The organism is Corallococcus sicarius (assembly GCF_003611735.1).
GTDB classification, from domain to species: Bacteria; Myxococcota; Myxococcia; order Myxococcales; family Myxococcaceae; genus Corallococcus; species Corallococcus sicarius.
Map to the genome: position 1 here is coordinate 21,555 of NZ_RAWG01000070.1, position 14,624 is coordinate 36,178.

Consider the following 14,624-nt stretch of genomic DNA (forward strand, 5'->3'; position numbering starts at 1 on the left):
TTCCAGTTTCCGGAAACTGGATCCAGATTCGGGATTCCGCCCGTAAGCATGGGGAGCAGGCGGCACAAGTGTGCGGATTTGGTCGGAATGAAAACCGGACAGAAGATGGCGCCCGGCTTGCTAGGGGGGCAGTGGCCCCCGGAACCATCCCGCTGTTCCCGTGAGCCCTGAACCTATGACCCCACAAATGACTTCGCGGTTGCTGACGCCCCTCCCGGGAGCTCGCAGATCCGCCGCGGGCCTCCTGGCCCTGCTGTGTACGGTGCTCGCCGCACCCGCCGCGCTGGCCGAACCGGACACGTTCGGCCTGGGTGATGGCTCTGACGATGTGCTGACGGTCAACGCGCCGGGCACGGTCGTCAACACGTACGCGCGGCTGAACGCCCCTGCGGCCGTGGGTGCCAACACGCTGACGGTGACGGACACGGCGGGCTTCGCCGCCGACGACCTGGTGATGGTGTTCCAGTCCACGGGCTACACGGGGGCGGTGACGTCCGGTGCGCCGGGCCCGTTCAACTTCGCGTCCAACGCAGTGGGCAACTGGCAGTTCGTGCGTCTGTCCGGCGTTGATGTCGACAACAACGTGCTGGAGCTTGCCTCCGCGCTGACGGCGGCCTTCACGGGCGGCGACGCGGATCTCGACGCCATCCGCTCCTCGGCGCAGGTCATCCGGGTCCCCGAGTACACGACGGTGACCATCAACCCGGGCGCCAGCATCGTCGCGAAGCCCTGGTCCAACGACGTAGACCACACGGACAACGTGGGCGGCATCGTGGTGTTCCTCGCCACCGGGACGGTGACGAACAATGGCGTCATCTCCGCAAGCGGCGCGGGCTTCCGCGGCGGCGAGTACTTCAACGGCAGTGGTGACAATTGCTCCGGGCTTGACGAGGAGTGGGAGGGTGGCGCGATCAAGGGCGAGGGTGTGGTGCCTGGTCGCTACAAGGTGCCTGAGTCGTTCCCCGTCGCCGAGGGGACCGCAGGCCGCGGCAACATCCTCCACGCGGGTGGCGGCGGCGTGTGCCACAACTCCGGTGGTGGTGGCGGTGGCAACGGTGGTTCGGGAGGCATTGGCGGCCGGACCTGGACGGGTGATGAGCCTACGCCCTCGCGTCCGGTAGGAGGCCTGGGCGGCGGACAGATGGTGTTCAGCCCTGCGACGCGCCTCCTGTTCGGCGGTGGCGGTGGCTCCGGTCACGGCAACGACGGCAACGGCGGTGGCGGTGGCAATGCGGGTGGCATCGTATTCGTGCGCGGTGCGGCGCTCGCGGGCGCGGGCAACATCACGGCGGATGGCTTCAATGGCGGGGCATCGCAGAACGATGCGGCGGGCGGCGGCGGCGCAGGTGGCACCCTCTCGCTGAAGTTCAACGGGCCCCTGTCCTGTGGTGGCACAGGCCTCCTCTCCGCGAGGGGTGGCTCCGGTGGCAACAGTGTCTTTGAGACGCCGCATGGAACTGGCGGTGGTGGTGGTGGTGGCAACATCCTTCTTCAGGGCACGACCCTGACGTGTGACACGTCGGTCGCGCGCGGGGAGGCCGGGACCCAGACCACTCCGAGCGCCCCTGACGGCGCGACGTACGGCGCGGCCCCGGGCAGCCCGGGTGTCATCAACCTGCCGCCCACCGTCATCACGCCGGCCAACGGCTCGACGACGACCAGCACCACGCCCCCCATCACCGGCACGACGCCGGGCGGTGGCAACCAGACCGTCAACGTCTACGTGGACGGCACGCTGGTGGGCACGACGACGTCCGACGCGACGGGCAACTACACTGTCACGCCGACCACGCCCCTGAGCCCCGGCCCCCATACCGTGTACGCGGTCACGGTGACGGATGGCATCACGAGCCCTCAGAGCAACACCAACACCTTCACGGTGACGGCCGGCACCACGCCGACGGTGGCCATCAGCACGCCGGCCACCGGCTCGACGACGACCAATCCGAACGTGACGGTGACCGGTACGTCCACCAACGCGACGTCCGTGACGGTGACCTTCCAGGGCATCAACTACGGCTCCATCGCGGTGGACGCTTCCGGCAACTGGAGCCAGGCGCTTCCGGGTCCGCTGGCGGATGGCACGTACACCGTGACCGCCGTGTCCACCAACGGAGCGGGCACCAACAGCACGACGGCCACGTCCACCTTCACGGTGGACCAGACCGCGCCGACGGTGGCCATCACCACCCCGGCCAACGGCTCGACGATCAACACCCCCACGGTGACGGCCACCGGCACGTCCACGGGTGCGACGTCCGTGACGCTCACCTTCGACGGTGCGAGCCACGGCCCCGTCGCGGTGGATGCCGCGGGTAACTGGAGCTACCCGCTGCCGGGCCCCCTGGCGGAGGGTTCCTACACGTTGACGGCGGTGGCCACCGACGGCGCGGGCAACACCAGCACTCCGGCGACCTCCACCTTCACGGTGGACCTCACGGTTCCGACGGTCGCCATCAGCACGCCGGCCAACGGCTCGACGATTGGCACCAACGCGGTGACGGTCGTGGGTACCTCCACGGGCGCGACGTCCGTGACGCTCACCTTCCAGGGGACGGACTACGGCCCCATCGCGGTGGACGCTTCCGGCAACTGGAGCTACCCGCTGCCGGTCAGCCTTGGCGAAGGCACGTACACCGTGACCGCGGTGTCCACGGACGCCGCGGGCAACACCAGCACCCAGGCAGCCTCCACCTTCACGGTGGACCTGACCGGACCGCAGGTGGCCATCAGCACCCCGGCGAACGGCACCTCGGTGGGAACCGATACGGTGACGGTGACCGGTACGTCCTCGGGCGCGACGTCCGTGACGCTCACCTTCGACGGTGCGAGCCACGGCCCCGTCGCGGTGGATGCCGCGGGCAACTGGAGCTACCCGCTGCCGGGCCCCCTGGCGGAAGGCACGTACACCGTGACCGCTGTCTCCGTGGACGGTGCTGGCAATACCAGCACTCCGGCGACCTCCACCTTCACGGTGGACCTCACGGCTCCGACGGTGGCCATCACCACCCCGGCCAACGGTTCGACGATTGGCACCGACACCGTGACGGTGACGGGCACCTCCACGGGCGCGACGTCCGTGACGCTCACCTACAACGGCACGAACTACGGCCCCATCCCGGTGGATGGCGCGGGCAACTGGAACTACACGCTGCCGGTGAGCCTGACCGACGGCACGTACACCGTGACCGCCGTGTCCACGGATGCCGCTGGCAACACCAGCACCTCTGCAAGCACCACCTTCACGGTGGACCTGACCGCGCCGACGGTCGGCATCACCACGCCGGGCAACGGCTCGACGATCAACACCCCTACGGTGACGGCGACGGGTACCTCCACGGGCGCGACGTCCGTGACGGTGACCTTCGACGGCACGGACTACGGCCCCATCGCGGTCGACGCCTCGGGTAACTGGAGCCAGGCGCTGCCGGGTCCGCTGGCGGATGGCACGTACACGGTGACCGCGGTGTCCACCGACGCCGCTGGCAACACCAGCACCCCGGCGACCTCCACCTTCACGGTGGACCAGACCGCGCCGACGGTGGCCATCACCACCCCGGCCAACAGCTCCACGACGACCAATCCGAACGTGACGGCGACGGGTACCTCCACGGGCGCGACGTCCGTGACGGTGACCTTCGACGGTGCGAGCTACGGCCCCATCGCGGTCGACGCCTCGGGCAACTGGAGCCAGGCGCTTCCGGGTCCGCTGGCCGCGGGCACGTACACCGTCACGGCGGTCTCCACGGACGCGGCGGGCAACACCAGCACCCCGGCGACCTCCACCTTCACGGTGGACCTGTCGAAGCCGACGGTGGCCATCACCTCGCCGGTCAGCGGCACGACGGTGGGCACCTCCACGGTGACCATCGTGGGCACGTCCACGAAGGCGACGTCCGTGACGCTGACGCTCGATGGGACGGACTACGGCCCCATCGCGGTGGATGCCTCCGGCAACTGGAGGTTCCCGCTGCCCATCACCCTGACGGACCGGCAGTACACCGTGACGGCGGTGTCCACGGACGGCGCGGGCAACACGAGCGCTCCGGCCACCACCACCTTCCGCTGGTCTGACACGGCCGACACGGACAACGACGGCCTGACGGACGCGGAGGAGGTCACCCTCGGCACGGATCCGAACAACCCGGACACCGACGGCGACGGCATCCCCGACGGCATCGAGGTCAAGGTCGGCGGGACCGACCCGCTCGATGACGACTCGGATGACGACGGCATCCTCGATGGCAACGAGGACAAGGACCACGACGGCGTCGTGGACGCCGACGAGACGGATCCGAAGAACTCGGACTCCGACAGCGACGGCCTCACGGATGGCGTGGAGACCGGCCTCACCACGCCGCAGGGCTCGGACACCGACCCGTCGAAGTTCGTGGCGGACAAGGACCCCGCGACGAAGACGAACCCGCTCGACGACGACTCGGATGACGACGGTCTGCTCGACGGCAACGAGGACGCCAACCACGACGGCGCCGTGGACCCCACGGAGACGGACCCGAACAAGGCGGACACGGACGGCGACGGCCTGACGGACGGCCTGGAGCTGAGCCTCACCACGCCGCAGGGCACGGACACCGACCCGGCGAAGTTCGTCAAGGACGAGGAGCCCGCGACCCATACGAACCCGCTCAACCGCGACACCGACGGCGGCAGCGTGCTCGACGGCATCGAGGACGCGAACCACAACGGCCGCGTGGACGTGCGCGAGACGGATCCGAACAACCCCGCGGACGACAAGGACGCGGACGGTGACGGCATCGACAACGCCACGGAGCTGGAGAAGGGGACGGATCCATTCGACTCCGACACCGACGACGACGGCGTGGATGACGGCACCGACGGCCTGACGGACACGGACGGCGACGGCATCATCGACGCGCGGGACCCGGACAGCGACAACGACGGCATCCTCGACGGCACCGAGCTGGGTGTCACCGAGCTGAACACGCCGGTGGGGACCAACCGCCAGTCGCCGAACTTCAAGCCGGACGCGGATCCGTCCACGAAGACGGACCCGAAGAAGACGGACACCGACGGTGACGGCCTGAAGGACGGCGATGAGGACGCCAACCACGACGGCCGCCGCGCCGACGCGGAGACGGACCCCAGCCAGAAGGACACCGACGGCGGCGGCATCGATGACGGCGTGGAAGCGCAGGGCGGCTCCGACCCGCTCGACGCCAACGACGACTTCCTCGTCGTGGGCCACGGCTGCAACACGGGTGGGACGGGCTCGCTGGTGCCCTTCGCGCTGATGCTGCTGGCCCTGCCCCTGGTGGGCCGCCGCTTCCGCAAGGGCGGGCAGCTCCTGGCGCGCATGGGCGGCGTCTTCGCCCTGTTCGTGACCGCGCTCTTCGCGGCCCCGGACGCCCAGGCGCAGGCCAACGCCGTGTCGCAGGCCATCGACGTGCAGCAGTACAAGCCGGGCCCGGGCATCTCGGACGTGCTCGCCGTGCAGGGCGCGCAGGTGCAGCGGCACCTGGGGTGGAACGTGGGGCTTTCGGTCAACTACGCCGACAAGCCGCTCAACTTCTTCGACCCCCGCTCGGACACGTACGTCACCTCCCTGGTGAAGAGCCAGGTGGGCGTGGACCTGATGGGAGCGGTGGGCTTCCTCGACCGCTTCGAAATCGGCGTCGTGCTGCCCGTCACCATCCAGAGCTCGGAGGCTTCGCCGGGCGTGGACTCCTCCTTCGCCAACGGCGTGGGGGGTGGCGGCATCGGCGACCTGCGGCTCGTCCCCAAGGCGCGGCTCCTGGACCGGGAGAACTTCGGCCTGGCGCTGGCGGTGCCTGTGTCGCTGCCCACCGGCGGTGCCTCGGACTTCCTCGGCGGGTCGGGCGTGTCCGTCAACCCGCGCCTCGTCGCGGAGTACGGCCGGCGCTTCCGGGTGCTCGCCAACCTGGGCGTGGACCTGCGCAAGTCGGAGCAGCTGCGCAACCTGAACACCGGCAGCGCGCTGGCGTACGCGCTGGGCGCGGAGCTGCCCTTCGAACTGGGCAAGGTGCCCCTGGCGCTGGACGCCACGCTGGCGGGCACGATGGGCTTCAAGCAGCAGGATGAAGAAGAGCGTCCGCTGGAGCTGCTCGCGGCGCTGAAGTACCGGCCGACGACGGGCGGGCTCGCCGCCCACGTGGGCGCGGGCCCGGGCCTGACGCACGGCTACGGCACGCCCACCTTCCGCGTGCTCGCGGGGCTCAGCTACACCACCCCCGAGCGTGCCCCGCCGCCCCGGCCGGTGTGCCCGGAAGGCCCGGAGGACTTCGACGGCTTCCAGGACGCGGATGGCTGCGCGGACCCGGACAACGACAGCGACGGCATCCCCGACACGGCGGACCGCTGCCCGCTGGAGCCGGAGACGGTCAACGCCTACGAGGAAGCCGACGGATGCCCGGACACGAAGCCCCTGCCGCCTCCTCCTCCGGTGGACACCGACGGCGATGGCCTGATGGACCCGGACGACGCGTGCCCCAACGCGCCCGAGGACAAGGACGGCTTCCAGGACGAGGACGGCTGCCCGGACCCGGACAACGATCGTGACGGCGTCGCGGACGCGGCGGACAAGTGCCCGCTGGAGCCGGAGACCATCAACGGCGTCACCGACGAGGACGGCTGCCCCGACAAGGGCAAGGTCAAGGTGACCGTCGAGGGTGAGCGCATCTTCATCCTGGAGAAGGTCTACTTCGCGACCAACAAGGACGTCATCCTGCCGCGCTCGTTCCCGCTGCTGAAGCAGGTGGCCGCCGTGCTGCGCGCCAACCCGCAGGTGGAGTTGCTGCGCATCGAGGGCCACACGGACGACCAGGGCAAGGACACCGCCAACCTGGACCTGTCCAAGCGCCGCGCCGCCAACGTGCGCACGTTCCTCGTGAACGAGGGCATCGCCGCGGAGCGCCTGGAGTCCGAGGGCTTCGGTGAGACGAAGCCGGTGGACACCAACAAGACGGCCGCGGGCCGGGAGAACAACCGCCGCGTGGAGTTCAACATCCTGAAGCTGGGCAAGGTCGAAATCGAACGTCCCGCCCCGTAGTCCTTCACCGTCGTGCTGAAGCGCGGCAAGGCCCGGTTCCCATCCAGGGAGCCGGGCCTTTTCGTCATCCGGGCCCCGCCGTGCCACGTCACGCCGCGCGCAAGGCACGCACGACCGACCAAGGTGAGTCAGGCGCGCGAGTCAAGAGGGCGTTTCACCCACCACGGCGCACGCATGCATGCCGAAGCCCTGCGCGTAAGTGGGCGTCAGGACTCGACACCGCAGCAGGGCGCTACAGGCGCGTAGCGGAATACTTGCCAAAGCGCCCGACTTCCTGATGATTGTCGAAGGCGGCAGTCATCGCGGACGGCGCCGTTGGGCTTCCGCCAAGAGGAACGACATGGACCAGTTCGAGCAGAACAAGCAGGCCGCGAAGATTCGTGTCGTGGGCGCGGGCGGGGCGGGCTGCAACGCGGTCAACACGATGATTCTGTCGAAGCTCGACCGCGTCGATTTCATCGCCGCCAACACCGATGTCCAGGCGCTCGCCGCCTCCAAGGCGCCCACCCGGCTGCAGCTGGGCCAGGCGCTCACCAAGGGTCTGGGCGCCGGCGCCAACCCGGAGATGGGCCGCGAGGCGGCGCTGGAGTCGCGCGATCAGATCGCCGCGGTGCTGGAAGGCGCCGACATGGTCTTCGTGACGGCCGGCATGGGCGGTGGCACCGGCACGGGCGCCGCGCCCATCATCGCGGACATCGCCAAGAGCCTGGGCTGCCTCACGGTGGGCGTCGTCACCAAGCCGTTCCTCTTCGAGGGCAACAAGCGCCGCAAGCAGGCCGAGCAGGGCATCGTGGAGCTCAAGGCCGCGGTGGACACGCTCATCACCATCCCCAACCAGCGCCTGCTGTCGCTCTCCAACGAGCCCATGCCGCTCCTGGAGACGTTCAAGCGCGCCGACGAGGTCCTGCTCAACGCCGTGCAGGGCATCAGCGACCTCATCCAGTACCACGGCTACATCAACGTGGACTTCGCGGACGTGAAGACCATCATGAGCGACAAGGGCCTGGCGCTCATGGGCACCGGCAACGCCTGCGGCGACCGGCGCGCCGTCATCGCCATGCAGCAGGCCATCTCCAGCCCGCTGCTGGAGGACGTCTCCATCGACGGCGCCACGGGCCTGCTCATCAACATCACCGGCGGCCGCGACATGACCCTGCAGGAGGTCAACGAGGCCCTGACGCTGGTGCACGACGCGGCGGACGGCGAGGCGGAGATCATCTTCGGGTCGCTCATCGACGAGCAGATCCAGGACGAGGTGAAGATCACCATCATCGCCACGGGCTTCGTGCACCGCGAGGCGGCCAAGGTGCGGCCCATGGCGCAGGTGGTCCAGGTGCCCATGTCCATGCCCATGTCCAGCCGCCCCGCGCCGTCGTCGGTGCTGTCCTCGTCGCGCGAGGAGGTGGCGAGCCTCGTCCCCGCGAAGAGCACGCCCCGTCCGACGATGTCCACGGTGGAGAACCCGAAGTCCTCCATGCAGAGCGCGCGCACGGCCGTGGTGAAGGACGCGGCGCTGCCCCTGGACGAGGATCAGTTCGACATCCCGACGTTCCTGCGCCGCCAGGGTCAGACGGAGCTGCCGTAGGCCGGAAGGGCCGTCAGTTGCGGGGGAGGCGGGCCACGCTCGCCGTGCCCCGGCCCGTGAGGCGGTCACAGCGGGCGAACAGGCCGTCCACCTCGTCGTAGAGCGCGTCGATGCGCTCCGACGCACGGGGGGCGGGCAGCAGCCCGGTACCGGACAGCTCCTCCATCCGGGTGCCGGCGCGCTGGAGCAGCTGCAGGGCCTTGAGCAGCGAGCGGCCCCGCTTGGTGCCGTCGGGCGTGAAGAGGGTGCCGCCCTCGTAGAGCGTCACCAGGTTGGCGCGGGTGGCCTGGAGCCGCTCATTGAGCCGGCTCCGGTACAAATCCAGACGGCGAGCGCGACGGGCACCATGCAGGTCCACGACGCCTTCCGTTCCTGTCGAGGGAGGCTTCACGTCGGGCAAGGTACGCCAGGGGTCCGTAGACCCGCAAATTTACGGGACTGTACGGACCTGTTGCGCGCCTGTCCGAGCGCTTGTCAGGCAGGGGGGTGGGGGTTAGTTTGGCCGCCCTTCGAAAGGCCGGGGTCTCCGCCATGTTCCAGAAGCTGCTCATCGCCAACCGGGGTGAAATCGCGCGCCGCATCGGGACGGTGGCCCGGCAGATGGGCGTGAAGACCGTGGCCGTGTACTCGGACGCGGACGCCACGCTGCCCTTCGTGAAGGAAGCGGACGAGGCGGTGCGCATCGGGCCCGCGCCGGCCAGGGACAGCTACCTGAGCATCCCCGCCATCCTGGAGGCGGCGAAGAAGACGGGCGCGCAGGCCGTGCACCCGGGCTACGGCTTCCTGTCGGAGAACGGCGAGTTCGCCCAGGCGTGCGCGGACGCGGGCATGGTGTTCGTGGGGCCGCCGCCGGAGGCCATGGCGCGGATGAAGGACAAGAGCCAGGCGCGCAAGCTGGTGTCCGCCGCGGGCGTGCCGGTGGTGCCGGGCAGCGACGGTGTCCTCCCGGACGTGCAGAGCGCCCTGGAGGCCGCGGAGCGCATTGGCTACCCGGTGCTGTGCAAGGCCGCCAGCGGCGGTGGCGGCATCGGCATGGCGGCGGCGAACAACCCCGCGGAGCTGGAGAAGGTGTACCGCCAGTGCACGGACCGGGCGAAGGCCGCCTTCGGCCGTGAGGGCGTGTACCTGGAGCGCTACTTCCCGGCGCCGCGCCACATCGAAGTGCAGATCCTGGGCGACACCCACGGCCACCTCATCCACGGCCTGGAGCGCGAGTGCTCCATCCAGCGCCGGCACCAGAAGGTGGTGGAGGAGGCCCCGTCGGTGCTGTTCGCGAACGGGAAGAACCCGGCCCTGTCCGAGCAGCTCTTCACGGCGGCCGTCACCGCGGCGAAGGCGTTCGGCTACGCCAACGCGGGCACGGTGGAGTTCCTGTACTCGGACGGGCAGGTGTACTTCATCGAGATGAACGCCCGGCTCCAGGTGGAGCACCCGGTGACGGAGCTGACCACGGGGCTGGACCTCATCGGCTGGCAGCTGCGCATCGCCGCGGGCGAGCGGCTGACGGTGAAGCAGGAGGACGTAAAGCGGAAGGGCGCGGCGCTGGAGTTCCGCATCTACGCGGAGGACCCGGTGAAGTACTTCCCGTCCCCCGGCCCGCTGAAGGTGTTCCAGCCGCCCACGGGCGAGGGCGTGCGCCTGGACTCCGGCTACGCCGAGGGCGACGTGGTGACGCCGAACTACGACCCCATGATTGCGAAGCTCATCATCTCCGGCGCGACGCGCGACGAGGCCATTGCCCGCGCGGTGAAGGCGCTGGAGGACTTCCGCATCGAGGGCATCAAGACGAACATCCCGCTCCACCTGCGCATCCTGAAGGCTCCGGCCTTCAGCGCCGGGGAGCTGGACACGCACTTCCTGGATCATCACGCGAAGCCGTAGGGGAGCGCGGCAGGCCGCGCTTCATTTTCACACCCGAGGAGGGACTGGTTCATGGCGGACGTTGCGGCGCACATCACGGGAACGGTGTGGAAGATCGAGGTGAAGGTGGGCGACACGGTGAAGGCCGGTGACACGCTCGTCATCCTCGAGTCCATGAAGATGGAGATGCCGGTGGAGACCACCGAGGACGGCACGGTGAAGGAGATCCGCTGCAAGGAAGCGCAGGCCGTGAACGAGGGCGAAGTCCTCGTGGTGCTCGGCTAGGGCGCGGGACGGTGACGGAGCCCACGCTGGGGGTGGAGGACCGCGACGGCGGTGTGCGGGTCCTCACCGTCTCCAACCCCTCCCGGCGCAACGCCCTGGATGACGGGCTGCTGGCCCGGCTGGACGCGGCGCTGGAGCCCGCCCCCCACGTCCGCGCGCTGCTGGTGCGCGGGCAGGGCGGGCACTTCTGTGCGGGCTATGACTTGACGCACCTGGGGCCGCCCGGCGCGGACGGACGGCTGCCGGACGACGCGCTGGTGGCGTGCCTGCTGAAGCTGGAGCGGCACCCGGCACCGTCGGTGGCGCTGGTGCAGGGCGGCGCGGTGGGCGCGGGCTTCGACCTGGCGGCCTCCTGCGACTTCCGCGTGGGGGCCCCGGACGCGTTCTTCCTCATGCCGCCGGCCCGGCTGGGCATCGTGTACTCGCCGGAGGGGCTGGCGCGCGCGGTGCGGCTGGTGGGGCTTTCGCGGGCGAAGCAGCTGTTCCTCACCGCGCGCCGGCTGCCCGCGCCAGAGGCGCTCGCGTGGGGGCTGCTGGACGAGTGCCTGGAGGACGCGGAGGCGCGTGCGCTGGCGCTGTGCGAGACGCTGGCCGCGCAGGCGCCGAAGGCGGTGTCGGGGATGAAGGCGGCCTTCGGGCTGCTGTCGCGCTCCGGACTGGCTCCGGAGGACGTCGCGCGGCTGCGTCAGGTGCGCGGCGAGGCGTTCGGCAGTGAGGATGCGAAGGAGGGGCGCGCGGCCTTCCTGGGAAAGCGCGCGCCCCGCTTCAACGGTCGCTAGGTGTCGCCGAACAGCTCGCCCATGCGCAGCTGCAGCGCGGAGGCGATCTTGTAGAGCGATGAGATGGACGCGGAGGATTCCGCGCGTTCAATCTGCGACAGCAGGGACACGGACAGGCCGGTGCGGCGGGCAAGCTGCTTGAGCGTGAGCTCCTGCGTCTTGCGGGCGTCGCGGATGGTGCGGCCAATGGCGCGGTGCAGGTCGGCTTCCGGGTCCTGCGACAGACCCTTCTTCTGCAACGCGTTGCGCACGGCGGCCGTGAACTGCTCCGGCTCCATGGGCTTCTTCACGTAGTCGGACGCCTGCGCCTTGAGGGAGGCGACAGCCGTGTCCACCGTGGGGTAGGCGGTGGCGACGATGACCGCGATGTCCGTGTCGTACTTGCGGATGAGCTCCAACACTTCGGTGCCCGACATCTGCGGCATCATCATGTCGAGGATGACGAGGTGGAAGTCGGAGCCCCGGAGGATGTCCACCGTCTGGGTGGGGTCGGTCGTGGTGACGACCTCGTAGCCCTCACGGGTCAGCACCAGCTTGAGGTAGTCGCAGTTGTCCTGCTCGTCATCAACTACCAGGATGCGAATCTGCACAGCGTCTCCTCGCTGCAAGGTTGAGGGAAGTGCTGCGGGGGGGAGTTACTGCAGGTTCTTCTCTTCGGGCGTACCGCCAGCCCGGGGCTCCGTCGCGGTGAGCTTGTTCATGGCCTTGATCACCGCGTCCCGCTTGGGGTACCCGTCGGGCGTGAGCGTGAGGAAGGTCTCGTAGTGACGCACGCTCATGTCGGTCTTCTTGAGCTTGGCGTACACGACGCCGAGCATCAGGTGGCACTCGGGGAGCTTGGGGGCCAGCAGGGCACAGTCCTTGGCAATCAGCAGGGCTTCCTCGGGCTGCTGAGTGTTCAGGCTCCGGACCTTGGCCTGGATCTCTTCGATGTTTTTGGGGAAAGCCCCCGGCTTCATGTTCCGCATGAACTCGGATTCAGGGACTTTGCCTGATTGAAGGCCGTCGGGCTGGTTTTCCGCCACGGCCTCGGGGGGCGGCTCCTCCTGGGCGGCCCGCTGCTGCGCGGCGCTCAGCTGCGCGCTCAGCTCCTTACGGCGGCTGGCGAAGACAGTGCTTGCGGGGACCGCGCTGAAGGCCTTGACGGCTTCATCCACCTTGCCGGCGCTCAGGGCGGTCGCGATCGTGGTCAGGTTCTTGTCGGCCAGGGTCTCCGCGTCCAGCCGACGCTGCAGTCCGTCCAGCGCCTTGGGCGCGGGCCCACCCTTCGTCTTGCGCAGCGTGGCCAGCAGGTCGCTGGCGGTGGCGAGGTCGCCTGCCTGGAGCGCGGTCTCGAAGTCCTGCTCCGTCACCTTCGGCTCGGCAGGGGCCTCCGGCGCCGCAGGCTCTGGCGTCTCCGGCGTCACGGGCGCCGTGTCCACGGCCGCGACCGGCTTGTCCGGAACCGCCGGAGGATTGTCGGCGACCACGGGCGGCGGGTCGGTGGGCGTCCCCACCAGGTCCTGGCCCTTGATGACGAAGAGCGCGGCACCCGCGGCGATGGACAGGAACGCGACGACGATGCCCACGACCAGCTTCTTCGAACCCGGGCTGCCTGCCTGCGCGACCTGGTCCTCCGACAGCGTTCCCGGGCCCACGAAGCGCAGCTTCACGTGGCCCATCTCGATGATGTCGCCGTGGGACAGCGTGGCCTGGGCGTAGCTCTCGCCGTTGACCGTCATCCCGTTGGCCGACTGCATGTCGATGACCCGCCACTCGCCGGTCGCCTCGCGCACGACCTTCGCGTGCGTCCGGGACAGGGAGCGGTGGTCCAGGGCGATGTCGTTCTCCGACGTGCGACCGATCCGCAGCTCGGTGCGGTTGCAGTCGTACTCCTGGCCCTTGAACTCGTTGGGGGCGAGCACCAGCAGCCGGGGCTGCTCGTCCTCCGGGACGCGCTCCACCTTGCGGGGGCGGTCCGCCTCCATCTGGTCCATGCGGATGATGGACGTGGCGTTGCGCCGCGCCTCCGCGGATGGGGGCGTGTGGTCATGCTCGTCGCCGTCCGCGTCGTCGTCCTCCTCGTCCTCGTCCTCGTCGTCTCGCGACGCGTTGGGCGCGGGGGCACCCTCCTCCTCGTCCGGCTCTGGCCGGCGGGAGGCGGGTACCTTGGCGGTGATGGCGCCAGTGGGGGCGGCCGCAGCCGCGCCCTCGACCTGCAAGGCCAGATCGTAGTCGCCGATCTGGATGAGGTCGCCTTCCTTGAGAGGAAGCTGGCCTGCGACGCGCTCGCCGTTGATCCGGGTGCCGTTGTAGCTCCCCAGGTCTTCGAGCACGACGTGTCCATTGAGGCGTACGAGGCGGGCGTGTCGACGTGACACGTTCCGCTCGGTCAGGCGGATCGTGTTGCCCTCCTGACGTCCAATGGTGATTTCGTCGCGCACGAAGGGAACAACGGTCTTGCGCCCCTCGTCGTCTTCGATGATGAGCTTCAGCACGGGTCCGGTCCGAGTACAGCTATAGCAGAATGCCCTTTGCCGAGACAAGCCATGTATCCCCCGAGAACAACAGGGTTTTTTGCCCATCCCACGGTCAGGGGGGCACTGTTGTCCATCGGTCGGTTGGCCGGAAGGGGCGGGGAAGACAGGTTACCGTGGCTGACGGTGACCCTGGTAGGGGTGCAGGCGATTCTGTACGCGGCGCTGGCCTCCGGAGGGCCTCCCGGGGTGGACGCGCTGGTGCGCTGGGGGGCGAAGACAGGCCCCCTGGTGACGGACGCGGGTCAGGAATGGCGGCTCGTGGCGGCCAACCTCCTGCACCGGGACGGCGTGCACCTGGGGCTCAACCTGCTGGTGTTCGGCGTGGTGGGCTCGGCGGTGGAGCGCGCGTGCCGCTGGTGGGACTACGTGGCGCTGCTCGCGGTGGCGGGCCTGGCGACGATGGCGGGCTCGCTCTGGTGGTCCCCGGGCCCGGCACCTTCCCCACCGAAGGCGTCCTCTTCACCGGGTTGCTCGTGAGCGTCGTCCTCATCGTGGGCGCGCTGACGTTCTTCCCCGCGCTGTCACTCGGCCCCATCGTCGAGCACTTC

General features: G+C 69.5%; 9 protein-coding genes and 1 pseudogene. 7 read left to right on the plus strand and 3 right to left on the minus strand.

Annotated features, from left to right (window positions below; genetic code table 11):
* Positions 1-199: 199 nt before the first annotated feature.
* Positions 200-7,048 carry an adventurous gliding motility protein AgmC gene (gene agmC / locus D7X12_RS13825; protein ID WP_244224536.1) on the plus strand — a complete coding sequence of 2,283 codons (6,849 nt, stop codon included), beginning with the start codon at positions 200-202 and terminating at the stop codon, positions 7,046-7,048.
* A gap of 340 nt (positions 7,049-7,388) precedes the next feature.
* Complete coding sequence (gene ftsZ, locus D7X12_RS13830; protein WP_120625749.1) at positions 7,389-8,633, plus strand: cell division protein FtsZ; 1,245 nt, start codon at positions 7,389-7,391, stop codon at positions 8,631-8,633.
* Between the two features lie 13 nt (positions 8,634-8,646).
* Here ftsZ and D7X12_RS13835 read toward each other — a convergent pair whose 3' ends face one another.
* On the minus strand, positions 8,647-8,991 hold the full coding sequence (locus tag D7X12_RS13835) for a hypothetical protein (protein WP_244224537.1): 345 nt from the start codon (positions 8,989-8,991) through the stop codon (positions 8,647-8,649).
* Positions 8,992-9,164: 173 nt separating this feature from the next.
* On the opposite strand from D7X12_RS13835, the gene D7X12_RS13840 reads away from it, so the two are divergent.
* Genes D7X12_RS13840 through D7X12_RS13850 form a run of 3 tightly spaced genes read left to right on the plus strand, consistent with a single transcriptional unit; the run spans position 9,165 to position 11,557 of the window.
* Positions 9,165-10,514 carry an acetyl-CoA carboxylase biotin carboxylase subunit gene (locus D7X12_RS13840; RefSeq protein ID WP_120625751.1) on the plus strand — a complete coding sequence of 450 codons (1,350 nt, stop codon included), beginning with the start codon at positions 9,165-9,167 and terminating at the stop codon, positions 10,512-10,514.
* 51 nt (positions 10,515-10,565) lie between these two features.
* Positions 10,566-10,778 (plus strand): biotin/lipoyl-binding carrier protein, encoded by a 213-nt coding sequence (locus D7X12_RS13845; protein WP_120625752.1) that lies wholly within the window; start codon positions 10,566-10,568, stop codon positions 10,776-10,778.
* Positions 10,779-10,789: 11 nt separating this feature from the next.
* On the plus strand, positions 10,790-11,557 hold the full coding sequence (locus D7X12_RS13850) for an enoyl-CoA hydratase/isomerase family protein (protein ID WP_120625753.1): 768 nt from the start codon (positions 10,790-10,792) through the stop codon (positions 11,555-11,557).
* Here D7X12_RS13850 and D7X12_RS13855 read toward each other — a convergent pair.
* Entirely contained in the window at positions 11,554-12,147 is a 594-nt protein-coding gene (locus D7X12_RS13855) for a response regulator (protein ID WP_014398871.1), read from the minus strand. The genes D7X12_RS13850 and D7X12_RS13855 overlap by 4 nt on opposite strands.
* Before the next feature lie 45 nt (positions 12,148-12,192).
* Complete coding sequence (locus D7X12_RS13860; protein WP_120625754.1) at positions 12,193-14,034, minus strand: FHA domain-containing protein; 1,842 nt, start codon at positions 14,032-14,034, stop codon at positions 12,193-12,195.
* A 51-nt stretch (positions 14,035-14,085) separates the two neighbouring features.
* On the opposite strand from D7X12_RS13860, the gene D7X12_RS13865 reads away from it, so the two are divergent.
* The gene (locus tag D7X12_RS13865; protein ID WP_120625755.1) at positions 14,086-14,553 is read left to right on the plus strand and encodes a rhomboid family intramembrane serine protease; all 468 of its coding nucleotides are present in this window, start codon (positions 14,086-14,088) and stop codon (positions 14,551-14,553) included.
* Positions 14,493-14,624, plus strand: a pseudogene (locus D7X12_RS45285) (potassium-transporting ATPase subunit KdpA); the annotation flags it as partial. The gene D7X12_RS13865 and the pseudogene D7X12_RS45285, both read left to right, overlap by 61 nt.

Excerpts from the sequence above, each read along its gene's own strand:
- ftsZ (WP_120625749.1), top strand. The coding sequence starts at position 7,389 with ATGGACCAGTTCGAGCAGAACAAGCAGGCCGCGAAGATTCGTGTCGTG.
- D7X12_RS13840 (WP_120625751.1), top strand. The coding sequence starts at position 9,165 with ATGTTCCAGAAGCTGCTCATCGCCAACCGGGGTGAAATCGCGCGCCGC.
- D7X12_RS13845 (WP_120625752.1), top strand. The coding sequence starts at position 10,566 with ATGGCGGACGTTGCGGCGCACATCACGGGAACGGTGTGGAAGATCGAG.
- D7X12_RS13865 (WP_120625755.1), top strand. The coding sequence starts at position 14,086 with ATGTATCCCCCGAGAACAACAGGGTTTTTTGCCCATCCCACGGTCAGG.